This window comes from Psychrobacter sp. L7, assembly GCF_002810365.1.
GTDB classification, from domain to species: Bacteria; Pseudomonadota; Gammaproteobacteria; order Pseudomonadales; family Moraxellaceae; genus Psychrobacter; species Psychrobacter celer.
Genome location: NZ_NEXR01000001.1, coordinates 450612 through 473727 on the forward strand (window position 1 = coordinate 450612; position 23116 = coordinate 473727).

The 23116-nt window shown below is 48.3% G+C and carries 19 protein-coding genes; 7 read left to right on the forward strand and 12 right to left on the reverse strand.

Annotation, left to right across the window (positions count from 1 at the left end; genetic code table 11):
- Positions 1 to 18: 18 nt before the first annotated feature.
- Positions 19 to 438: an outer membrane protein assembly factor BamE gene (locus CAP50_RS01935; RefSeq protein ID WP_100748973.1), complete on the reverse strand. Its 420-nt coding sequence runs from the start codon at positions 436 to 438 to the stop codon at positions 19 to 21.
- 362 nt (positions 439 to 800) lie between these two features.
- Here CAP50_RS01935 and fur point away from each other — a divergent pair, with 362 nt between their 5' ends.
- A complete protein-coding gene (fur, locus tag CAP50_RS01940) occupies positions 801 to 1235 on the forward strand; it encodes a ferric iron uptake transcriptional regulator (RefSeq protein WP_075101773.1) in 435 nt (144 codons plus the stop codon).
- A 158-nt stretch (positions 1236 to 1393) separates the two neighbouring features.
- Here fur and CAP50_RS01945 read toward each other — a convergent pair whose 3' ends face one another.
- Positions 1394 to 2515, reverse strand: coding sequence for a PilT/PilU family type 4a pilus ATPase (locus CAP50_RS01945; RefSeq protein WP_100748845.1), 1122 nt, complete (start codon positions 2513 to 2515; stop codon positions 1394 to 1396).
- A gap of 124 nt (positions 2516 to 2639) precedes the next feature.
- Complete coding sequence (locus CAP50_RS01950; protein WP_100748846.1) at positions 2640 to 3695, reverse strand: type IV pilus twitching motility protein PilT; 1056 nt, start codon at positions 3693 to 3695, stop codon at positions 2640 to 2642.
- Positions 3696 to 4046: 351 nt separating this feature from the next.
- On the opposite strand from CAP50_RS01950, the gene CAP50_RS01955 reads away from it, so the two are divergent.
- A complete protein-coding gene (locus CAP50_RS01955) occupies positions 4047 to 4742 on the forward strand; it encodes a YggS family pyridoxal phosphate-dependent enzyme (RefSeq protein WP_100748847.1) in 696 nt (231 codons plus the stop codon).
- 34 nt (positions 4743 to 4776) lie between these two features.
- Here the strand turns inward: CAP50_RS01955 and CAP50_RS01960 are convergent, their stop codons facing one another.
- Positions 4777 to 6051: a hemolysin family protein gene (locus CAP50_RS01960; RefSeq protein WP_100748848.1), complete on the reverse strand. Its 1275-nt coding sequence runs from the start codon at positions 6049 to 6051 to the stop codon at positions 4777 to 4779.
- Between the two features lie 209 nt (positions 6052 to 6260).
- Complete coding sequence (locus CAP50_RS01965; RefSeq protein WP_075101768.1) at positions 6261 to 7952, reverse strand: NAD+ synthase; 1692 nt, start codon at positions 7950 to 7952, stop codon at positions 6261 to 6263.
- Between the two features lie 835 nt (positions 7953 to 8787).
- Here CAP50_RS01965 and CAP50_RS01970 point away from each other — a divergent pair.
- From CAP50_RS01970 to epmA, 3 genes are read left to right on the forward strand one after another with little or no spacing between them, the layout of a single operon-like run.
- Positions 8788 to 9915 (forward strand): AI-2E family transporter, encoded by a 1128-nt coding sequence (locus tag CAP50_RS01970; RefSeq protein WP_100748849.1) that lies wholly within the window; start codon positions 8788 to 8790, stop codon positions 9913 to 9915.
- A 39-nt stretch (positions 9916 to 9954) separates the two neighbouring features.
- Positions 9955 to 11112, forward strand: a complete 1158-nt coding sequence (locus tag CAP50_RS01975; RefSeq protein WP_100748974.1) for a 4-phosphoerythronate dehydrogenase — start codon at positions 9955 to 9957, stop codon at positions 11110 to 11112.
- Between the two features lie 43 nt (positions 11113 to 11155).
- Entirely contained in the window at positions 11156 to 12214 is a 1059-nt protein-coding gene (gene epmA, locus CAP50_RS01980; RefSeq protein WP_100748850.1) for an EF-P lysine aminoacylase EpmA, read from the forward strand.
- Between the two features lie 120 nt (positions 12215 to 12334).
- Here epmA and CAP50_RS01985 read toward each other — a convergent pair whose 3' ends face one another.
- From CAP50_RS01985 to CAP50_RS02010, 6 genes are all read right to left on the reverse strand, one after another.
- Positions 12335 to 12973, reverse strand: coding sequence for an NAD(P)H-binding protein (locus CAP50_RS01985; protein WP_100748851.1), 639 nt, complete (start codon positions 12971 to 12973; stop codon positions 12335 to 12337).
- 262 nt (positions 12974 to 13235) lie between these two features.
- Positions 13236 to 13685, reverse strand: coding sequence for a YaiI/YqxD family protein (locus tag CAP50_RS01990; RefSeq protein ID WP_075101764.1), 450 nt, complete (start codon positions 13683 to 13685; stop codon positions 13236 to 13238).
- Positions 13685 to 15067: a 5-(carboxyamino)imidazole ribonucleotide synthase gene (locus CAP50_RS01995; protein WP_100748852.1), complete on the reverse strand. Its 1383-nt coding sequence runs from the start codon at positions 15065 to 15067 to the stop codon at positions 13685 to 13687. The genes CAP50_RS01990 and CAP50_RS01995 overlap by 1 nt, the downstream gene beginning before the upstream one ends.
- Before the next feature lie 213 nt (positions 15068 to 15280).
- Positions 15281 to 15835 carry a 5-(carboxyamino)imidazole ribonucleotide mutase gene (gene purE / locus CAP50_RS02000; protein ID WP_075101763.1) on the reverse strand — a complete coding sequence of 185 codons (555 nt, stop codon included), beginning with the start codon at positions 15833 to 15835 and terminating at the stop codon, positions 15281 to 15283.
- A 142-nt stretch (positions 15836 to 15977) separates the two neighbouring features.
- A complete protein-coding gene (locus CAP50_RS02005; protein ID WP_100748853.1) occupies positions 15978 to 16928 on the reverse strand; it encodes a metallophosphoesterase in 951 nt (316 codons plus the stop codon).
- A gap of 150 nt (positions 16929 to 17078) precedes the next feature.
- Positions 17079 to 17687: a rhomboid family intramembrane serine protease gene (locus tag CAP50_RS02010; protein ID WP_075101761.1), complete on the reverse strand. Its 609-nt coding sequence runs from the start codon at positions 17685 to 17687 to the stop codon at positions 17079 to 17081.
- Between the two features lie 685 nt (positions 17688 to 18372).
- Between CAP50_RS02010 and CAP50_RS02015 the strand changes: the two genes are divergently transcribed.
- Together CAP50_RS02015 and CAP50_RS02020 are read left to right on the forward strand one after the other, a co-directional pair.
- Positions 18373 to 19878 carry a hypothetical protein gene (locus tag CAP50_RS02015; RefSeq protein ID WP_100748854.1) on the forward strand — a complete coding sequence of 502 codons (1506 nt, stop codon included), beginning with the start codon at positions 18373 to 18375 and terminating at the stop codon, positions 19876 to 19878.
- 321 nt (positions 19879 to 20199) lie between these two features.
- A complete protein-coding gene (locus tag CAP50_RS02020) occupies positions 20200 to 21795 on the forward strand; it encodes an OmpA family protein (protein ID WP_100748855.1) in 1596 nt (531 codons plus the stop codon).
- Positions 21796 to 21948: 153 nt separating this feature from the next.
- Here the strand turns inward: CAP50_RS02020 and nagZ are convergent, their stop codons facing one another.
- On the reverse strand, positions 21949 to 23031 hold the full coding sequence (gene nagZ, locus CAP50_RS02025; protein ID WP_100748856.1) for a beta-N-acetylhexosaminidase: 1083 nt from the start codon (positions 23029 to 23031) through the stop codon (positions 21949 to 21951).
- Between the last annotated feature and the right edge of the window lie 85 nt (positions 23032 to 23116).

Sequence of the window (23116 nt, forward strand, 5' to 3'; positions counted from 1 at the left end):
GGCTTGTCAGCCCTCATGTTACGACGCAGGCAAGCTCTCTATACCCTCGATGCGGCTGACCAAACCATTATCATCAAAGTAGACAATCAGGTGCTGGCTGGCATTTTTGACATCAGCAATGCCTTGGCGTTGGCCTTCAGTGCCCGCTTGATAGTCGTAGATATAGTCCCAGCGCTTTGGCTCTAGGGTATCTTTAATCGCAGGACTGCCGAGGATGTATAGCACTTGGTTTTGGTTCATACCCACTTGCAGCTTTTGTGCTTGGGCTTGGGTGATGGCAGTGCCTTGTGGTAAATCAATCTTATAAACACTCAGTAAAGAGCAGCCGGACATCGCGACGGTAGCGCTGAGCATACTGGTTAGAATAATGTTACGTAATGTGCGTGCAGGGCTGAACGGACGAAAAGTTAATGTCTTTATCATGGTAAGATGACTCATAAGAAATGGGTTAGGTGCGGCCACCATCAATGCTAAGGTGTCTGGCCGACTATCTTGAACAAATGATACGTCATTTACTTGCAATTGCCTACCACTTACGACATTATTTACCAAACGCTATCGAGGCGATTTGGTTATTTGTTTTTTAAATTCATGGACTTGCATTGATATTTTCGGCGAAATGATAGACCATATAGGCGTTAAAGATAAGCAAGGGTCATACGCGAGATATCAATGAATTGCAAAAGGCATGTTTGGCATGTCTTAGATAAAACACGCTTTATAAAGTAGTTTATTAGCTTATCTACCTCCTATTTTTTGGTTCTTTATTTGCTAAGACTGTCACAGTCACAAGGGATATTATGGCTTCTTTTACCAATCAAGATTTACGCAAAGCAGGGTTGAAGGTCACCTTACCACGTATCAAAATTTTAGAGCTGCTAGAAAATGCAGAGCTGCATCATATGAGTGCCGAAGAGGTGTACAAGGCGCTGATCGACCAAGGCGAAGATGTGGGGCTGGCCACGGTGTATCGAGTATTGACCCAGTTTGAACAAGCGGGCATCGTCGAGCGTCATAACTTTGAAAACAATCTATCGGTGTTTGAGATCACCCAAGAAGAGCATCATGACCACTTGGTCTGTGACCACTGCGGCAAAATCGTCGAGTTTCATAATGAAGCTATCGAAGAGGAGCAGCTCAAAGTTGCAGAGTCGCATGGTTTTAAACTATCGGGTCACTCACTGGTGCTATACGGTATTTGTGATGATCAAGAATGCAAAGACAGCGTCAAATAACAGCGGTTAAGTTATCAAAGTCTGATAAGGCTTTATCACCTTTAACCGTTTTGTTATTTGTTTAAGTGCTTACATACTCAAATACTAGCACGCAGCAAAAAGCCCTCACGATTTTTTTTATGAGGGCTTTTTTTATGGTCTTGATTCAACCGCTAAGCTTATGTGATATCTAGCGACAAACCGTCTGCGCCTTCGTCTAAAAGATGGGCGCTGTTTTTGCTACTGAGCTTGATTTTTAGGCGCAAATCGTTTGGTGAATCAGCATGCAAGATCGCTTCTTTATAGGTGATCTCGCCGTTTTCATATAAATCAAACAGTGCCTGATCGAAGGTCTGCATGCCGCTCTCTCGTGAGCGCTTCATCACATCTTTAATCTCATGAATCTCGCCTTTACGGATATAGTCGCTGATGAGCTGGGAGTTTAATAAAATCTCAATCGCTGCGCGTCGCCCTTTGCCATCCGGTGTTGGGATGAGCTGCTGGGCGATGATCGCTTGCAGGTTGAGCGACAAATCCATAAACAGCTGGTTGTGACGGCTGGTCTCAAAAAAGTGAATGATACGATCAATGGCTTGGTTGGCGTTGTTGGCGTGCAGCGTGGCAAATACCAAATGTCCCGTCTCAGCATACTGAATCGCGTAGCTCATGACCTCGCGGTTACGAATCTCACCAATCAAGATGACATCAGGGGCTTGGCGCAGGGTGTTTTTTAAACCTGCTTCAAAAGAGTGGGTGTCGATACCGACCTCGCGCTGGGTGATGATACAGCCGCGATGCTTGTGGACAAACTCGATCGGGTCTTCGATAGTAATGATATGGCCTTGCGAGTTCTGGTTGCGATGGCCGATCATGGCAGCAAGCGTCGTCGATTTACCCGTACCTGTCGCACCGACCAGTAGGATGATGCCGCGCTTTTTCATCGCCAGCTCTTTGAGAACAGGTGGCAGGCGCAGCTCTTCGACGGTTGGGATTTTGTTTTCGATTTTACGCAAAATCATCCCAGCCATGTCGCGCTGTACAAACGCGCTGACCCGAAACCGTGCCTGCTTGGCTTCATCAGTGATGGCAAACTGACACTCGTTGGTCTCTTTAAACTCTTGCTGCTGACTGGCCGTCATGACGCTTTGGACCAGTTTTAGGGTTTGGGCAGGAGTCAGCGGGGTCTTACCCACAGGCAATATCTTGCCATTCACCTTCATCGAAGGCGCCACTTCAGCAGTAATAAAAAGGTCAGAGCCGTTTTTATTGATCATTAACTGCAATAGTTTATCAATGTCCATGTTGTACCTGCTTTCGATGTCAATCGCCTAAAAAAATATCTAAAATTATGTGATCCGTGATGTCCGCAGTGATGCTGATACTGCAGAGCACTGCGTCAGTGCTGTCTTAATGGCAAATTACCGCCTATAAAAAAGTCTCAGGCTGCTTGGCATAAGGGCGCGCCACGTCTTTGCTGATGGTGCCTTTGGCCACGAGGTTTTTTAAAGTCTGGTCAAGGGTGATCATACCGTCGCCTGCGCCTGTTTGAATCGCCGAATACATCTGGGCGATTTTGTTTTCGCGAATGAGGTTACGGATGGCCGGCGTACCTAGCATGATCTCGTGGGCGGCGATACGGCCACCTGCTTGACGGCGCAGCAAGGTCTGTGAGATGACTGCCTGTAGCGACTCTGAGAGCATGGCGCGAATCATGTCTTTTTCGGCGGCAGGGAACACATCAATCACACGGTCAATGGTTTTGGCCGCTGAGCTGGTGTGCAGGGTGCCAAAGACTAAGTGGCCAGTCTCAGCTGCCGTTAGTGCCAAGCGAATGGTCTCAAGGTCACGTAGCTCACCCACCAAGATAACGTCGGGATCCTCACGCAGTGCCGAGCGTAGGGCTGGCTCAAACCCCAAGGTATCACGGTGTACTTCGCGCTGGTTGATGAGGCTTTTTTTCGATTCGTGGACAAATTCGATCGGGTCTTCGATGGTTAAAATATGCTCTTTGCGGCTCTCATTGATATAATCAATCATGGCTGCCAGTGTCGTGGATTTACCAGAGCCGGTCGGGCCAGTCACCAGCACCACGCCGCGTTTGAAGTCTGACACGCGTTTGAACACATCGCCCATGCCCAAATCTTCCATCGTTAGGACCTTAGAGGGAATGGTACGAAACACAGCACCTGCGCCGCGGTTTTGATTAAAGGCGTTTACCCGAAAGCGGGCAAGATTGGGAATCTCAAAAGAAAAGTCCGTCTCAAAAAACTCCTCAAAATCGGCGCGCTGCTTGTCATTCATGATGTCATAAATCAGCTGATGCACCGCTTGATGCGTCATCGCTGGCATATTGATGCGCGTCATCTCGCCATCGACACGAATCATCGCGGGCATACCGGCTGAAATATGTAAATCAGATGCTTTATGTTTAACCGTAAAACGCAACAAGTCTTCGATGCTTAAGGTGTTTTTTTCAGCCATAATCGGATAGTCCTATCAGTCAAAAAAGGTCAAACAAAAGATGGTAAAAGCCAATGATGGTGTGATGCTAATATCTGGCGCAGCAGGACGCAGCCTTGGGTAAAGCGATCTGCCAACCTACCTTGTCTTTACCATGACGCTTATATTCAGTAGCATATGTTAGACCATGTAACAATATCATAACAAGACTGCCGGCATTTAACCATCTACTGCCCAAAGAAAATGTAAAATTTGTCTAGCATTGTAGGTCGCAGATGGGGAGCGAGACAGTTAATGTTAGACGCAATTGCTAGACCCAACCGCAACGGGCGAAGCTTATAAACAAACCTATATAACAACAGCGAAAATACTATGGATAAGCAATACTTAATCGACAATTGGCAACGCGTTCATGCACAGGTGGTGGCAGCTTGTGAGCAAGCGGACTCTCAAGCCGAGCAGGTAACACTACTGGCCGTCTCCAAAACCAAACCTGCACAGATGATCGCGACTCTGGCGCAGCAAGGTCAGCGCCACTTTGGCGAAAACTACTTACAAGAGGCGCTCGAAAAAATCAATGAGCTACAAAGTCAACCTGACGCTGAGCATATCGTTTGGCATTACATCGGCAGTATCCAGCGCAACAAAACCCGTGACATCGCTGAGCATTTTGATTGGGTACAAACCGTCGAGCGCGGCATTATCGCCAAGCGCTTAAATGATCAGCGGCCAGAGGATTTACCGCCATTGAATGTATTGGTGCAGGTCAATATTGATGATGAAGACAGTAAGTCAGGCTGTCTGCCAGCCGAGTTGCCTGAGCTGATAAGTGCCATGAAGCGCTATGAGCGTCTGATACTGCGCGGACTGATGATTATCCCTGCCAAGACAGATACCAATGCCTTTGCCCGTACCCAGCAGTTGTTTGAAGATATTAAAGATAAGCATCCAGACTTGGCGCATTGGGATACGCTGAGCATGGGCATGAGTGGGGACATGGCGGACGCCATCGCTCATGGCTCGACGATGGTGCGCGTGGGTACCGCCATATTTGGGTCGCGAGAGTAGATGCCATCCTATCTTTTCTCTAACTATTCTCCAGTTACCCTGTCTCATCAAGTCTGGTAACCAGCATTTGGGTGATTTTGAGGTTGTCGGTGGCGATGATCTCAAAACGATAGTTGGCATATTCGATAGAGTCGGTCTTTTTGGGGATTTTGCGCAGCATATACATCATAAAGCCGCTGATGGTTTCATAGTTTTGATTGCGCGGCAGATTGACGATATCGAGCGCGCGCACCACATCTTCGATAGGCGTCATACCATCGATCAGCCATGAGTTGTCAGTGCGCTGAACGATAGGCTGCTCCTCTAATGTCACAAGCTCGCCCATGACGATGCTCATGACATCCCTTAAGGTAATGACGCCCACCACCAAGCCATATTCATTGACGATGACAGCAAAGTCAGCACCTGTGGATTTAAACATCTCCAGCACTTCAAACAATGACAAGGTATCTGGCACAAACAGCGCTGGTTTTATCAGGGACTTGTCCGTGAGGCTGACTTCTTGCTTATTGAGCACCAACGCCAAAAAACTACGAGATTCGACATAGCCGATGATATGCTCTAAATCATCGTCATGACAGACCAAAAACTTATTGTGCGGCTGTTCAATCATCGTCTCGACGATTTGTTCGGTACTCATTTTTGTATCGAAGTACACGATATGCTCGCGAGGGTTCATCACTGAGGTGACGGTACGCTCCTGCATCTCAAAGATGTTTTCTATCAAGTGATGCTCTTGTTTTTTGAGCACGCCTGCCTCGGCACCAGCATCCATCACCGCATAGATGTCTTCTGGCGTGATGTCATCTTGACGAATGGTGGAGATACCAAAAAACTTAAACAACATATTGGCCGCGCCGTCAAACACCCAAATAACAGGCTTAAAGATAAACGTCAGCGCCATCATTGGCCGCACCAAACGCACGGCAAAAGCCTCGGCATTGGACATCGCCAAGCGTCTGGGCATCAAGTCCGCGAGCAAAGAAAACAGGCTGGTGATGAGGACAAAGGAGGTGACTGACGAGACGGCTTCGTTTTTGACCACCAATTGAAAATAAGGGCTGATAGCAGACTCACCGATAGCACCTGCGGAGATGGCCACGGCGTTCAACACCACCTGCACCACAGTGATAAAGCCACCAGGATTTTCTTGCATATGTAGCACATCAAGGGCGCGTACCTCTCCTTCTTTTGCTATGATTTGTAGCTTGATCTTGCGAGCAGCAGCAATGGCAATCTCAGCGCCAGAGACAAAGGCACTCAAGGCAAGTAATAAAAGCAAAAACACACTAGCGGTTAGCAAACTCATGACAGACTCGGTAAAAGATAAGATTCATTAAAAATAATGCAGGATTAGCATAAAAAGAAAAACAGCATGGGTATAGAATCCTTATGTATAAAAACCAAAAAAGCTGGGCAAGCACCCAGCTAATCATAAGGAAGTAAAATAGTATTAAGCGCTGCTTTAGCTTCTAAGTTAGTAAAGACTTAGACACTAAAGACGAAAGCGCTGAGCGTTTAGCCTTTGATTGACCACTTATTGACCAGTGGATAGCGACGCTCGCGACCAAAGGCTTTGTGGCTGATTTTGGTGCCGATAGGAGCCTGACAGCGTTTGTACTCGCTGTTGTCCACCATCTTGATGACCTTGGCCACCATAGCTGCCTCAAACCCTTTATCGACGATTTCTTGATAGCCCATGTCTTCATCGATATACGACATCAAGATGCTGTCCAATACATCATAATCAGGCAGGCTGTCTTGGTCTTTTTGGTCAGGACGCAGCTCAGCGGACGGCGGCCGTGTGATGACGCGCTCTGGAATCACAGGCGTGTCTTCTAGGCGGTTACGGTAGCTTGCCAGCTTATATACTTGTGATTTATAGACGTCTTTTAGTACATCAAAACCGCCTGCCATGTCGCCATATAATGTTGAGTAACCAACTGCCAGCTCTGACTTGTTGCCAGTGGTGATGACCAGATGACCAAACTTGTTGGACAGTGCCATCAGCACCACACCGCGCGCGCGTGCTTGGATGTTTTCTTCGGTGGTATCAGCAGGCGATTTGTTAAACAGTGGCGCTAGGGTATGACGGATACCTTCCACCGCATCAAAGATTGGGCAGACAGTATAAGAAACGTTTAAGCGGCGCGCTTGTGCTTGCGCGTCCTCTAAGCTGATCTGTGAGGTGTATTCGTACGGCATCATCACTGCATAGACTTTATCTGCGCCCAGCGCGTCGACCGCGATACAAAGCGTCAAGGCAGAATCGATACCGCCTGACAGGCCGACGATGACACCTGAAAATCCAGAAAGATTGACATAATCACGTAGCCCCACTACCAATGCTTGATACATCTCCGACTCGCGGCTCAAGCTCAGTGGCGCTTTGGTTTGGCTGTCGAACTTGGCTGTTTTGACATCTAAAGTGGCCAGCAGTAATTGGCTCATAAAACGCGGCGCTTCGTGGGCGACGCTGCCATCTGCTTGTATCACCATCGAGCCGCCATCAAACACCAAGTCATCTTGTCCGCCCACGGCATTGATATAGATAATAGGTAAGTCGTTTTCGCGGCTGCGCTTGGCCAGCATGGTCTTGCGGTTTTCTTGTTTTTCGATCTCAAACGGTGAGGCGTTTAGGCTGACGATCATATCAGCACCTTGTTTTTTTAGCTCAGCGACTGGGCCTTTTTCCCACAGGTCTTCGCAGATCAGCAGACCGATGGTGATACCTTTATAGTCAAACAGCACTTGATTGCGGCCTTTATCAAAGTAGCGGCGCTCGTCAAACACGCCATAGTTTGGCAAGATTTGCTTATGATAAAAGCCTTTTTGATGACCATTATGTAAGATAGCCGCTGAGTTGAAGGTACCGTGATGATCGACGTGCGGATAGCCGACAATCATGACGATGTCGTCGATATCGCTTAGGGTCGATAGCGCGCTTTTGACGCGGCCTGACAAGCTTGGGCGCAGCAATAGGTCTTGTGGTGGGTAACCCAATAAGGCCAGCTCTGGAAAGACGATAACGTCGGCGCCTTGCTCACGTGCTTGCAGCGCTAAGGTGCGCATTTTTTCGGCGTTGGCAGTGATATCACCGACCAAAAAGTGTGACTGTGCCAGTGCAAAAGTAACGGTCTCTGGCGGCTTGCTGGTATGACTGGCCTCGCTCGAGGGGTTTAGATTGGGATTATCAGTGTCTTTTGACATTGTTATTTTTCCTATCGATATAGTATTTAAAATGTGGTCAGGCAGTGTGGGTCTAAGAATCCAACATTCATTCAAACAACATTTATGCAAAATAATGCGGTTATACAGCACTGGTATAGACCGCTTGATTATTAAATCATACAGCGCCTAGATGAAACTTTCGCTTTGAGAGAAGGCGTAAAGCGGCACCTGATACGTGCGCCAATATCCTGCTAATCTCTCAAATTAGCGTCATCGATAACACGACGCTAACCTCTTGATTTGATATCAAAATGGTGATGTCCATGTGATAGCGGCTTTGTAACGGTCTTTATTTTATGGTGGATTGCCATTGATGCGCCCAAAAAGCGTAAAATAATCGCTTTAGTATAACATCAATTACCGTGACAAATAGAACGCGCCGGTGAATTACCTGATGAGATATCTGCTGCAAATGGGCAGAAGCGCGCTGCTGTCGGTGATGGTTTTTATCGACCAAAACCCTATGGTGCAGTGTGGTTATTGTGCTCATAGCTCGGTAAGATTGTATAGAGAAAGTTGTAAGTAAAGATTACAACATAGCGTTATTTATTTGGGATATTTTGTTGCATAATGAGGGGTGATGATCGCTTTGTTTTTGGCGTGTTTTTATAAAAAGAATGGCCGCTAAATGTGTTACGGTATCATAGGACTTGCTACTGCTATCGTGATGGTGTTATCGCTATGAATGTTGGACAAACCCTCGCTTGTGAATACGACTTATGGACATGATCTATAGACGGATATTCATCACCCATTTATAAACTTGCCAGCAAAACTGTGATGGTCTTTGCTGTCCGCCTTTGGTTTATACGCTATGATTGAAAACTGGACAAAAGAATTTATTATTCAGCGCCTGCTGGCCATTACCTTGTTGGTTGCGTTGTTTGTACTGTGCTTTCAGGTGGTACAGTTTTTTATTGTGCCGGCTTTGTGGGCGGCGATTTTGGCGTATGTGACGTTTCCTATTTATAGTTTTTTTTATGAAAAAGTAAAGCTCAGTCCGGATTTTAGCGCGGCGATTATGACCGTGAGTATCTCACTTATCATCGGTATACCGCTGGTCATTGGGGTTTTTATTTTACAACAAGAGGCGTTGAGCCTTATCAGCAACTTGATCTATCGTATCAAGGTGGGCTATCTGGATGTGCCAGAGTCTATCAAGGACTTGCCAGTTATCGGTCAGCAGGTCAAAGATATCTTGTGGCGCATCAATAAAAACCCAGAGGGCACGCTAGAAGCTTTTCGGATGTGGGTGCAGTCGCATTTATATTATGGCAAAGTTGCCTTTGATGTGGTGTTTAGTGGACTTGCCAAGCTGGGTATGGCATTGATGACGCTGTTCTTTTTTTACCGAGATGGTACCAGTTTGGTACGGCAAATACGCCAAGCCCTGCGCAATATCATTGGCAATCGCATCGATGGCTATATTGATTCGGTCGGCACGACGACGCGAGCGGTGGTCTATGGCATCGGGCTGACCGCGCTGGCGCAGGCTTTGCTTGCGGGTATTGGCTATTATTTCTCAGGCGCGCCCAGTCCTATTTTGTTGACCATTGTTACCTTTATTATTGCCTTGATTCCGTTTGGGACGCCGTTTGTGTGGGGCGGGGTGTCGGTCTGGCTGCTAAGCCAAGGCCATACAGTAGAGGGTATCGGTTTGGCACTGTGGGGGATATTTGTCATTAGCTGGGTGGACAATTTGATTCGGCCTATCGTCATCAGCGGTGCCACCAAGATTCCTTTTATCATTATATTTATCGGGGTATTGGGCGGGCTGACAGCGTTTGGCTTTGTCGGTTTGTTTATCGGGCCTGTGGTGCTAGCCATTGGGCTGGCCGTTTGGCGTGAATGGATATCTCAGCATAAAAATGAGATATTTGCTCAGCAAGACGTGGTACTGTCTGAGACTCAGACGTTGCCAACTGTGACTAAATCAGAATAGAGGTACACGACCATGTTAAATAAGAGCGCGGATATGGCAATGGAAAATAAACCAAATGCGGCAACAGATCTTACCATCGTGGCCGATAGCAATATCGCCAGCTTGTCTGAGTTTTTTAATAATGACACGCTCAGTGGGACGACAGGACGGCACGTGCGTATGATCAAAGTGGCAGGGCGCGATATCGACGCGCAGCTATTGGCGGATACGCAGCCCAATGTCTTACTGATACGCTCAGTGACCCACGTCAACGCAGATTTATTGAAAGACAACGACAGCGTGAGGTTTGTCGGTTCGGCGACGATTGGCACCGATCATGTCGATCAAGATTACTTAGCGGCGCGTCGTATTCACTTTGCCAATGCGGCAGGCTGTAGCAAGCACTCTGTGGCGCAGTACGTGCTGGGCGCTATTTTGACTTTGCGGCCTGAGTACTGGCAGCGGTCATCGACGCCGCCCACATTGGGCATCATTGGGCTGGGCAATATCGGTAGTACATTGGCGCAATATGCCAGTAGTTTGGGCTGGCAAGTGCTCGGCTATGATCCGCTGCTACCAGCCTCAAACCTCAATAATGCCAGCTTTGCGCAAGCCATCGAAAAAAGCGATGTGGTCAGCCTGCATGTGCCCTTGACCGACAAAGCAAATGCGACCAGTGCGGCGGGCAGTACCAATCATAGTAGTCATGCCAGTGAGTATCCAACGCGGCATTTAATCGACAAAAACGCTCTGGATGCGATGCCAGCCAGTACCTTATTGATCAACAGTGCTCGCGGGCCCGTCATCGATGCTGCTGCTTTGCAGGCGGATATTGAGCGTACCGGTCGGCAAGTGGTGCTCGATGTCTTTGAGCATGAGCCGCAAATTGAGGAAGCACTGCTCAGCAAACTGGCGATTGCCACCCCACATATCGCTGGCTACACCTTGGAAGGTAAGCTGCGCGGCACTCAAATGATCTATGATGCGCTCTGTGAAAAACTCTCAATCAGCCCTGCGCAGTCGATGCATCAGCTGCTACCGCTCAATATGTTTTTGTGGTCTGAGCTAAAGGCGCACCCTGATAGGCTGGTTAAGTTTTATGACATCATGCAAGATGATAAAGCGCTGCGAGCCACGCTCGCTGAGGGTCAGGTAAAGGCCGCGGCTTTTGATCAGCTTCGCCGTGACTATCATTTGCGCCGCGAGTGGCAGTTTTAGGCGTATTTTCCATAGGTTTTTATAAAAGTTGTAGTACATCATCATGAGTTCCAAAGCATCAGTCACATCAAGCCCAAACGCTTGCTCCCAGCCCAGTTATGCGCCGACCATGACGCTTGCCATGGCACAGCAGCGCGCGCATTTTATGAGTAAGGTGCGGCAGTTTTTTGCAGCGCGGCGCGTATTAGAGGTGCAGACGCCGTTACTGTCGCAAGCGGGCAATACCGATACTTTTTTGCAGTCGGTCGCCGCGGCGGTCACCTATCAAGACAAACCGCGCACCTACTATCTACATACCTCGCCTGAGTTTGCTATGAAGCGTTTACTCGCCAGCTGGCAAGTGCCGATTTATCAGATCTGTCCTGTGTTTCGAGACAATGAGATAGGAGCGCGGCATAATATCGAATTTACCATGCTGGAGTGGTATCAGCCTCATTATAGTCTTGAGGATATGGCCGCCGAGCTGGGGGCGTTATTAGAAGCGCTATATGGTCATTCAGTGGTGCTAAGTCACTATCGCTATGTCGATGCTTTTATGGATTTTGTCGGGATTCATCCGCTGACCGCCAGCCTTGCGACGCTACAAGCAGTTGCAGAAGATAAAGGGTTGATGGGGTTTGATTTTAATGCGGGCATCAACGAGGCCGAAAAAAATGACGCCGGTCAGAGCGAGGATAGCATCCGCCAAAGCTGGCTTGACTTGCTGTTTAGCCACATCGTCGAGCCAAACTTAGGTCATGATCTGCCGACGCTGATTATTGAATATCCACCAGCGACGGCAGCACTGGCAAAGACCGCGGTGGATAAAGAAGGTAATACCGTTGCCAAGCGCTTTGAGCTGTATATCAATGGCATCGAGATTGCCAATGCGTATGATGAGCTGGCAGATGGGCCAGCGTTACGCCAGCGTTTTGAGCAGGACAATGAGCGGCGTCAGCAGCATGACCTGCCAGCCATGCCAATCGATGAGCATCTATTGGCAGCCTCTGATGCGTTGATGCCTTGTAGCGGCATCGCAGTTGGTATCGATCGGTTATTGATGGTGACAACAGGGGCGCGCAGCTTGGAGGAAGTGATTGCCTTTCCTAGTGGTTTGGCGTAACTGGGCTGTAAGTGCAAGCGTTCTGATATTATGTCTTCTAATAGACCATCATAAAAAAGCGAGTCAAGCAAAAAGGTTGACTCGCTTTTGTCTTTTTTAGCTGTAACTGTCGTTAATCTACTACAACGTGGCGATGGCTTCGTTGATGGCGGTTTCACCATTATGCAGACTAAAGACTTTTTTGATGGTATTGTTTGCGTCCAATACCGCAGTCAAGGTCGCCGCCACATCTGCAATCGCATTTTCGCCTGCATTGTCATCATTGATGGTGATTTTGCCAGTACCTGCACGCTCCTTTAGAGCCCCTGCTTGTACGATGGTATAGTCAAGCTTGCTATCGTTGACCAGCCACTGATCGGCGTAATGCTTACAGATATAGTATTCTTTTAGATCAGCGATGCCAGGAGTGTCCCACTTGCTGGTGTCTAACGAAAACACCGTGCTTAGCATGATATAGCGTTTGATGCCTTTGTCTGCTACCGCTTGCATGGTCTTTACAGCGCCATGTAAGTCCACTTCTAAAACATCTTTGCCACCTGAGCCTGCGACAAAATAGACCGCATCGATATCTTGCTCTATTTGCTCGGCGATGGCGTCTTTTTCGGCGGTGATATCTAAGTCTAGCTGACGGTAATTGTCGTTATCAAACAGTTTTTTATCCTGACGCGTGGTACCGATGACTTGATGGTCGTCTGCCAATAGTTGCTCGACCAAATCTGTACCCACACGGCCACTTGCTCCAATCACTAAAATTTTCATATGCATTCCTATTGTTATATATATAAATTGCGATGACGTTCTCGTTTTTATCATTGAACATTTGATAGTGCGGTGTTTTAAACGATACTGCATGTTGCCAATGTCATCGTCTTATCAAAGCGTGTCTGAAAACGTACATCTTAAAAACTGTATATAGGCTAACAATAATAAACGGCACACTTCGTTATGAAGCGTGCCGTTTGCATAGTGTTTGGTTATAGAGTGTATAGGGTTTGCAAGAGTGGCAAAAATACGCGGGAGATTAGCGCACTAGCTTATTTAGACCATCGGCAAAGGCCTTTTTGTCACGCTCGCCATAAGGCTTTTGTCCGCTCATCTCTTGTGGCTCTAGGACGCCAGTGCCGCGCATGGTATCCATAAAGTCACGCATGTTCAGCTTTTGCTTAATATTTTCTTTATTATAAATGACGCCGCGCGTGGTAAGGACCAACGCGCCTTTGTCTAAAATATCATTGGCCAAAGGAATGTCGCTGGTGATGGCCAGATCGCCTGCCTGTATTTGCTCAACGATATAATCATCGGCTTTATCAAACCCCGATGGTACCACCGTCATGGTAAGCAGGGGTGAGCGGCGCAGTTTAATCGGCTGATTGGCGACGAATATCGCCGCCGTTTGCGTGCGCTCAGCAGTCTTGATAATCAAGTCTTTGGCAATGGATGGTACCGAATCTGCATCTACCCAAATCTGCATTATTTTTTGGCCTGTGTGGTTTTGGCCTGTGTGGGCTGTGCCTTCGCCTCACTGTCCACTTGGCCCTCTGTAGCTTGGGTTACAGCGGTGTTAGCGACCTTGCTATCGAGCAATTTGGTATTTTGGGCAGTGCTATTCGTTTGTGGACTGGCCGGCTCTTGAGGCTTTTGGATGGCAGCGTACTCTTTATCCAAACCGACTTTGTTGGGCAAGATGGCGACCAGCTTGGCCATCGATGGCTCTAAATCAGTGACGTCATTGGGCATCAAGGTGATATGAGCGATTTTACGATCGTCGCGCTCAGCCTTGTGGTAGCTGTGATAATGGGCACCATCGATAGCCAGTACGTCGCTGATGTTAGGGTATTGACCCAGCACATTGACCATAATCGCTGGATGGACGTTATCAGTATCGCCTAATGGCAAATCGACCACCGCGCGGATATGGTTTTCAAATTGACTGGTAATCGCCCCTTCGATGCTCCAATGCCCAGAGTTGTGTACACGCGGCGCAATCTCATTGGCCAGCAGATAGTCATGACCGCGCGCATCTTTGGTGACAAACAGCTCAAGCGCCATCACGCCTACATAACCTAAGTGGTTCATGATCGTGGTGATGGCTTCTTTGGCTTGGCTAAAGATGTGGCTGGTGCCGACAGCAGGCGCTTGGGTCTTGGCCAAAATACCATGATGATGGTGGTTTTCGACCAAATCATAACAGCGCACACTACCGTCTTGGGCGCGCGCCGCAATGATAGATACCTCGCGGCTAAAGTTGATAAAACCTTCGGCAATCAGCGGCGCTGGGGTAGGCGTTAGGCTGCCTTTGCCGCTGACCGCGTCTTTGAGGTCGTGCCAAGCTTTGGTGATGTCGCTGTCTTGTTTGATGACATACTGGCCTTTGCCGTCATAACCGCCGCGGCTGGTTTTTAGAACGATGGGCAGCCCTAATTCATCGCAGGCCTGCTTTAACTGAGCCTCAGAGCTGACTTCTTGAAAAGGCACCGTGGCGATTTCTAAATTGTTAAACATCCGCTTTTCTTTTAAGCGGTCTTGGGCGATATCTAAGGCCACTGGCGGCGGAAACATGCCTTGCTTGTTACCTGATTTTGAGAGGCTGGCCAGTTTTTCGACCGTGGCAGTTGGCGTGTTTTCGAACTCTAAAGTAAAGACATCGGCCGCTGCGATAAAGTCATCGAGCTGCGCGCTTGAAAACACCGTACCATAAAGGCTGGCTGGACAGTCCGCATTGTCCTCTAAAAACACGCATCGGTAGCCGAGCGGTAGCGCAGCTTGGGCGAGCATCATGCCCAGCTGACCACCACCTAAGATACCGATGGTACGAATAGTTTGAGTAACAGGATAAGCATTGGCTGTGGTCATGATAGTAACTCTTTGAATAAATAATGGATGAAAACGAACGTATTAAAATAGGAAAAGGCGCAATGTCTGCACCTTATTCTTGGGTGAACCCGCATGCTAAACGCGCATTTTAAAATAATCGCTAGACGCGCTAAGATGAGTGATCGCTTGGCTTTGCATGTTTTTGCATGGTTGTTTCGTATAATTAACCATCAGCTCAGATACCATAAATCGCTAGGCAGATTGATTAATGATACCTGGGGTTGGGCTGGCAAGGATGGTATCGGTTTGCGTCTGACGCAGCGTATCGAGCTTGCTGGCCACCGCCTCGTCATGTAATGCCAACACTTGAATCGCCAGCAGAGCGGCGTTATATGCGCCTGCCGTTCCAATAGCGAGAGTGCCGACCGCCACGCCTTTTGGCATCTGTACGATAGAGAGTAGGCTGTCCCAGCCGCTGAGCATGGAGGACTTGACCGGTACACCAAAGACAGGGAGCGGCGTTTGGCTGGCACACATACCAGGCAGATGTGCCGCCCCGCCAGCACCCGCGATAATCACTTGTAGGCCATTGTCTTTTGCACACTTGGCGTAGTCAAACAATCTATCAGGCGTACGGTGCGCTGAGACCACTTCGCAATCAAAGGCAATATCAAAGTCGGCTAGTAGCTGGGCGGCGGCGCTCATGGTGGCCCAATCAGATTGTGAGCCCATAATGATGCCGACTTTTGGCTGGCCAGCAGGAGAGGCGATAGGATTAGGTTGAGTCGTAGCTGATTGGGTGCTCATGATGCGATATCCTCAAAAAGACCATCATACAAAAGTTTTGCCGCATTCGTAAAGCCAAGATTGAGGTTTCGCTATATTATCGCGTTTTTGTCCCCTCAGGCATCACAGAAGCGTCAGCAGGTAGCGCTCATCATACGCAGTCTTAGTGCTGATCGTGACGATACTGTACAAAGTTATCTGCTGTGAGTGGTAATGGTTTGGTCGTATCAAGCTGATAGCACGTCAGATAGCCGCTGTCTACAGCGGCAGAATAATCTGTACAAGCGACTTGCGCGCTGAGCGGCTCAGGCGTACCTGTCAGCCAATAATGCCCGACAAACACAGGTTTGTGGGTTTTTAAGGCAAAATCGATATTATCAGCCAAGACGTCTTGTGGAATCTGCGCCAATGCCGAAGCGGGCGCGCGAGCAACTTCATACAGCGTACGCTGGTTCAACGCATCCAGCCACCAGCGTACCCGTACCCGCTTGCGCTCCGTGCCTTCTTTATCGACCATCACTAAGCCGTCTGGCAAAGGTGTCTCCACACCTTTTAGCACCCGCTCTAGCGCATCAAAGGCTGTGCTAAACTCACGCGAGGTCACCTCAAGCGCATGCGGCGTCAAACAATTATCTGCGGTGAGCAACGGCTTTAGCACAGCCATGCTATCTACATCCCAGCAAGCATGGACAAAACAGGCATAGTCAGTCTCGAGCCACAACGGAATCTCATAAAAACGCTTAAGCCAGTACTGATGCGCCGCCGAGCCAAAAGGCACCTCTGCCAAAAACGCCTCGTGTTGACGGGTATGCACCGTATCGTGCGAGCGCAGATACTCGCCAGGCGCGTCTGGGTCGGGTGTGGCAAAAGCCAGCGCGTTATACTCATGATTGCCCATCACCGCATCGGCGACATCAGCATCTAGCATGGCAAACACAATCTCCAACGTCGCCACTTGCTGTGGCCCACGATCCATCAAATCGCCAATAAACAGCGCTCGATGACCCTCTGGCGGCACAAAGTATTGACCATTATGGACATAACCCAACTGTTTAAGCAAACCGACAAGCTTGTCCGCGTAGCCGTGAATATCACCAATAACATCTATAATCATAATAAAACAACATAAAGGAGAAGTTATGCGCTTATAAAAACGCAATACATAAAAAGTCAAACCATCAATGAGATGATCGTCTATCGGCCATTATCAGCCATAGCCATAGCCATAGCCATAGCCATAGCCATAGCCATAGCCATAGCGGCTCTAAAAACCTGGCGACAGCAGCGCGTTGATAAAGTGCGGCAAGACACGCGGCTCTAAAACAATCGTGGCCACCACCCCAAACGCGCCGCCCCACATATGCGCCATATGATTGATATTTGAGCCGCCGCGCCTATCTGCATAAATACTATAAGCCACATACGCTACTGCAAACAAAATCGCCGGAATTGGAACAATGGCAAATAAGTAAAGGCTTTCCCACGGTGCCAGCAAGATAAAGGCAAACAGCACTGCTGAAACCCCGCCTGACGCGCCAAGACTCAGATAGCTGGCATTGTTTTTGTTTTTTAGATAGCTTGGCACCATAGCGATAACAATGGCAAGCACATAAAACACCACAAACCCATAGCCAAACAAAAACGGCTGGTACAGCCCTTCGATGGCGCGACCAAAAAAATACAGCGTAAACATATTAAACAATAGATGCATGCTGTCGGCATGGATAAAACCATGTGTCACAAAACGATCCCACTGTCCGTTGTTTACCGCTGGTGGATAAAAAATAAAACGGTTAAACAAGCGTTTGTTTTGCCATGCCAACAAGCTGATGATAACCGTAATAATAATGATAAGAGTGGTATGGTTTAACAAAGAAAAATCCTTAGGCCGCGCCTGATGTATGACAATGCGAGAAATGACAACGTTCAAAGCCTAAGCGTTACGGCTGCATAAAAACTGACGATCGTTACTAACTTCATAACCAAGGGTTTATGATAAATTGATTTTTTTAGCGATAGTTCGCTTAAAAGTCAATACGCTAAAAATGCGCTCTTAGAGGGATATATTTTACTTATCGGCTGTGTCTGCTGAAGCTATCTCACTTTATCTTTACGTAACTTAAGTCTAGGTAATCTCAGCATAAGCCATATTTATCCCAGCCATGCGCTAGTGGTGTTATATTTTATAGTGAACCAAATTATCGCTGATCGAGCACCGAGGTAAGTCACAATACTAACAGTAGTTGAGCCAATGCCAAAACCTATTATGTGACAAAACGCTGCGTTTTTATGCTTTTCTGGTGAATAATGTAGCCATGCAATGATTGATAGCAGTCAAACCTGACTTAGGTAGCGTTTGAGCTGGCATGAGTTTGAGCTGGCATGATAAGTCATCAATGTCGATGTGATTTTGCTACACTGGCGCTGTTATTGAAAGCATACAGCCAGTACTTTTTCTTTACCGATACTGCTTTTCAATAGCGTCAACCCTAGTCATAATAAAATACAAGCTTGTCATTTTGTAAATTTCCATCAATGGCCGATAGAGGCAGTCATCTATGAGTATCATCGATCAACTAGAGCAAACCGTGACCCCAGCTGTCTTAGGTGAGCAGGCGAGTCACCAAAGCGTGGCTTATATCAGTTTGCTTGAGCAGTTCTATGCGGTTTTGGCTGCCCGTTTGGCGCAGCCAGATATATACTCTGAGCTATTGCGTAGCGATGAGACAATCAGTACAGAGGCGGCTGTAGAGCGTCCGTTTTTTGTGCAGCTATGGCCAGACTCTGCCGTACAGCAAGGGATGATACAAGCGATGGCGGCCGATCATCATATTGATGAAACTGCGACCAAACAGCTACTGACAAATGCCGCGCCGCTGGTCTATCGGGAGCTTATGATCTTGGCAAATGGTCAGTTTTTGCCCGCATTTCTACAGCAGCAGACGTCAGCGCTGCGCCAATATTTACCGATATGGTCAGCACCTATCATCACCGCAGCAGCCAGCGGCGGCTTAACGAATTTTGAGATGGCTACCAATGCGCCTATTAACCCAAACGATACCGATGACTCTGATGCACGTGCCTATGGTACACATAGTTCTGAGGGGCATTTTGATAAAGCAGGTAGCGCTATCCACGCCAGTCCAGCGGCGCATCATCTGGCCGAAAACATCAGTCTAAAGCAAGAAAGAGTACGCAGCCGTAACCTGCGCCGCGACTTGTTGGTGCGGGTGTTTTTGTTGTTGTTGGCGGTGGCTGCGCTTGGCCTTGCTTTATGGGCGTTTGTCCTAAAACCCAATAGCGCGCCGCCAGCCGAGCCTGTTGTCACCGAGCCTGTGGCCGTGCCGCCTGCGCCTGAACCAGTAGCCGCGCCGACGCCTGTTGAGCTTATCGTAGGTGTGGACGATAGTGGTAGTTTATACACTTGTAGCGCGATTGTCGGTGATACAGCACTACAAAACACCTTACAGCAAGCGCTCAGATCAAGCTTTGGCGAGCAGGCAGCGATCTGTCAGTTTACCGTACAACAAGGGGTTGCCAACAGTATTGCCAACCTACCAGCAGAGCTATTGCCCAATGTGTTGACGATGCTGAGGTCCACGCCCTTTGCCCGCTTGCATCTACAAAACGATCGACTTACGCTAGAAGCGCCAGATGCCATGCTGCTACAGCGCTTGCTCAGTGAGATGCGGGCTTTGGTGCCAGCCATGGTCATCGATAGTACCGCGCCCATCCCTTTACCTGATGCCCCGAACGTCGCAACCAGCGAACTGGGTGATGCTGAAGGTCTGAGCAATGATCAATACCCCAATAATGCTACTGGTGCTGGCGAATATCAGGCGGCAGACGATGAAACAGGCGATAGCGTCATGCCTGCGCCCAACAATAATGCCAGTATACCTGCCGATATGCCCAACACCGCCCCTAATAACCTGCCCAATAACATACCGTCTAACCATACGTCTAATAACAGCCAAACTAGGCCGTCAGGCCCTATTTCGCTATCAGAGGTAGATGAGATGGCAAATAGTGTGATCGTCGCCGAGCCAGCACAAGTTAGGTAGCGATGTGATCGCTACAGATGGCTCGTTTTACTAAAAAATTATCTCTGTGTTTTCCTTTAAGTCTTTCTCTAAGCTTTTGTCGGACGGTCGCATTTGGGCGGGTCGCAGGGTGGGATAGTTACGTGTCTCAACTGAAACATTACTTAACGTAGCATTTGCACAACAACCTGTTGATTGTGAGCGGATGCTTAATACTTTTATAATAACAAAAGTTGAATGTATGAGTTGAACCTACAAAGCGTTGAACTTATAAAGTATTGTTAAAAAAAGCATTGTGAAGAGTGTAATTACATAAATAGGTATTAACGGAGGAATTATCCAATGGATATTATCAGTCATCTAACACGGACCGTCAGCCCTGCAGTACTAGGAGATGATCACAGCCCAGCCAAAGAAAGCTTGCTTGAGCAGTTTTATGCTATCTTTGCCGCGCGTCTTGCTGATCATGATACTTATGGACGCTTTGCAAATGAAAACATCGCCCGTGACGATCAAGAATTTTATGACCGCGTCTGGACAGAAGGCGCTCACCGCGATCAAATCTCGCGTGAGCTGGCGGGTAAGCACAATGTCGATGCTACCGCCGCTCGTGGTTTGATTGCGATGGCAGCACCGCTCGCATTTCATGAAATCAAAAGTTTAGCAGGCACCACACCTGTGCCGCAGTTCTTAAATGATAATTTGGCCAGTTATCAGCATCATATTCCTGCATGGGCAAGTACGGTCTTGCCAGCTGGCATGTTGGCGGCTACCCCAGCTGCGGGTGGTACTCGTATCTCTGATACCACCAGCACCGCACCATTGCAGCATACCGAAGAAGAAAAAGGCAGCTTTATGAAAGCGCTGCTACCGATTATTGGTTTGATCATTTTGGGGGCGCTGGCATGGGCGCTACTCAGAGGCTGTCAAGAGAACCCTGAACCTGTTGCCACACCAGTTGCCAGTGAGCAACAAGCAGCAGGCAATGAGCAAGTAGCAGTTGCAGCAGATGTAGAGCCTGCTTCACTGCGTATCGCGACGGGCGAAAACAATGAGCTGTATGCCTGCCGTATGAATGCCGGTGACGAAACCTTACAAATCAAAGTGATGAATGCGTTGACTGCCGCATTTGGCGATGAAGCCAATAAATGCCGCGCAGACGTCGATGATAACTTTGCCACCGATATGCCAGCCGCCGCTCAGCTTGCTTCTATTTTACCCATCGTCAAAAACGTGCCAAACGCCAGTATGGTCATCAAAGGTGATACCATCACCGTCAACGCCCCAGACGAAGCAGCGTTACAACAGCTAGTGACCGATTTACAAGCGGCTGCGCCTGCCATGACTGTCCAAGCGGAAGGCCCACTAGACTTACAAGGCGAGATTGACGACAGTCTAACGGCCGCTGATGCCGCTATGAACAACTTGGGTGACAATCCAGACCCTCGTGATGTGGCGCGCGCCTTGAGCATACAAGTGATTAATTTTGAATTAGACAAAGCGATCATCCCTGATGCCAACAAAGCGCTACTAGACCGCGCGGCCACAATCATCAATGAAGTACCAGATATGGAGCTGATGATTATCGGCCATACAGATAGCCAAGCATCTGACGACTACAATATCGAGCTGTCACAAGAGCGCGCCGATGCTGTCAAAGAGTATTTGGTCGCCCAAGGAGTCGATGCCAGCAAACTGTCCACCAAAGGTATGGGTGAGTCAGAGCCAATCGCCGATAACTCAACTGAACAAGGCCGTTTCCGCAATCGCCGCATCGAGTTTGTCGTCAATGATGAGATCAATGTAGCAAATGAAGGCATGGTAATCAGTAACGATGCGCTTGATCCAGACTTAAACCCTCTAGATAGTAACAACGATGACGTATTGCCAGATGGTGATGATGTCACTCAAGGTAGCGCTATCGATCCAGCAAACTAATATCAGCTACGCTCAAATAACAGCTACGCTCAAAAAAAACCGCATCTTATTAAGATGCGGTTTTTATTTATCACGAATGCAATGAAGACAAAATAAAGTATTGAATCTAGGGCGTGCCCTCATTTTAAAAATAGCGATAAAAACGAGCTGCGATTATTTATAAGCGGTAGGGTCTATTGAGTCACTAGCAGAATGATTAGCAGGGGTCTCGGCTGCTGCAAAAAACGCCTGCGTCACGTTTTGCTTGGCTTGCTGCCAGTGGTCAAACTGCTGACAAGTTGACTCAAGATCGCCTTGCCATGCTGGTATCTTGCCGGACATAGATTTGACACGGTTTTGGTTGGGATAGGGCAGCTCTTGCGCTGCTTGGGCGGCTTCATGAGCCGCGATACGGTCATTACAGACCAAAGCAATATCGCAGCCTGCGTTGATGGCTGCTTTTACCCGCGCACTGACATCGCCTGCTGCCTGCGCACCTGCCATCGACAAATCATCTGAAAACAGCACGCCATCAAACTTTAACTGCTCGCGGATGATGTCTTGTAGCCAAATCTTTGAAAATCCTGCAGGTTTATTATCCACTTGCGAAAAAATCACATGGGCGGGCATCAGCGCATCGAGCCATGGTAGGGTTTGGGCAAAGGGCTGCATATCACTATTGATGATCTCATCCAAGCTGCGATTATCAATCGCTTCTGCCACGTGTGAGTCAGGTACGATGGCACCGTGCCCAGGGAAATGTTTGCCTGTGGTCGCCATGCCAGCCGCTTTCATGCCGCGCATAAACTGAGAGGCCAAGGCAATGATGGCTTGCGGCTCTTGATGAAAGCTGCGATCGCCGATGACTTGGCTGATACCGCCTCTATCAAGCACAGGTGCAAAGCTCAAATCAATCCCCACGGCCAGCACTTCTGTCGCCATCAGATAACCGCAGTCATAAGCGAGGCTTAGCGCCTGCGCCGGATCTTGCTCAAACCGCTCACCCAGCTTGCCCATCGCTGGCAAAGGGCTAAAGCCGTTGCGTAGTCGTGCCACGCGCCCACCTTCTTGATCGACGCCGATCAAGATATCAGGATTGTGGTAGCGTATGTCATCACAAAGCTGGCGCACTTGCGCGGCGTCAGCGACGTTGCGGGCAAACAAAATCACACCGCCGACTTGTGCTTGTTTGATTAAACTGACATCTTCAGCGGTCAGAGCAGTACTATCGATATCAATCATTAAAACGCCATACATTGCGTTATCCTTTTTGGTTATTACTTGATAAGTGGTTATCTTAAAATGCGGCTGTTACTGTCATTTAATAAGATTAACAATAAGG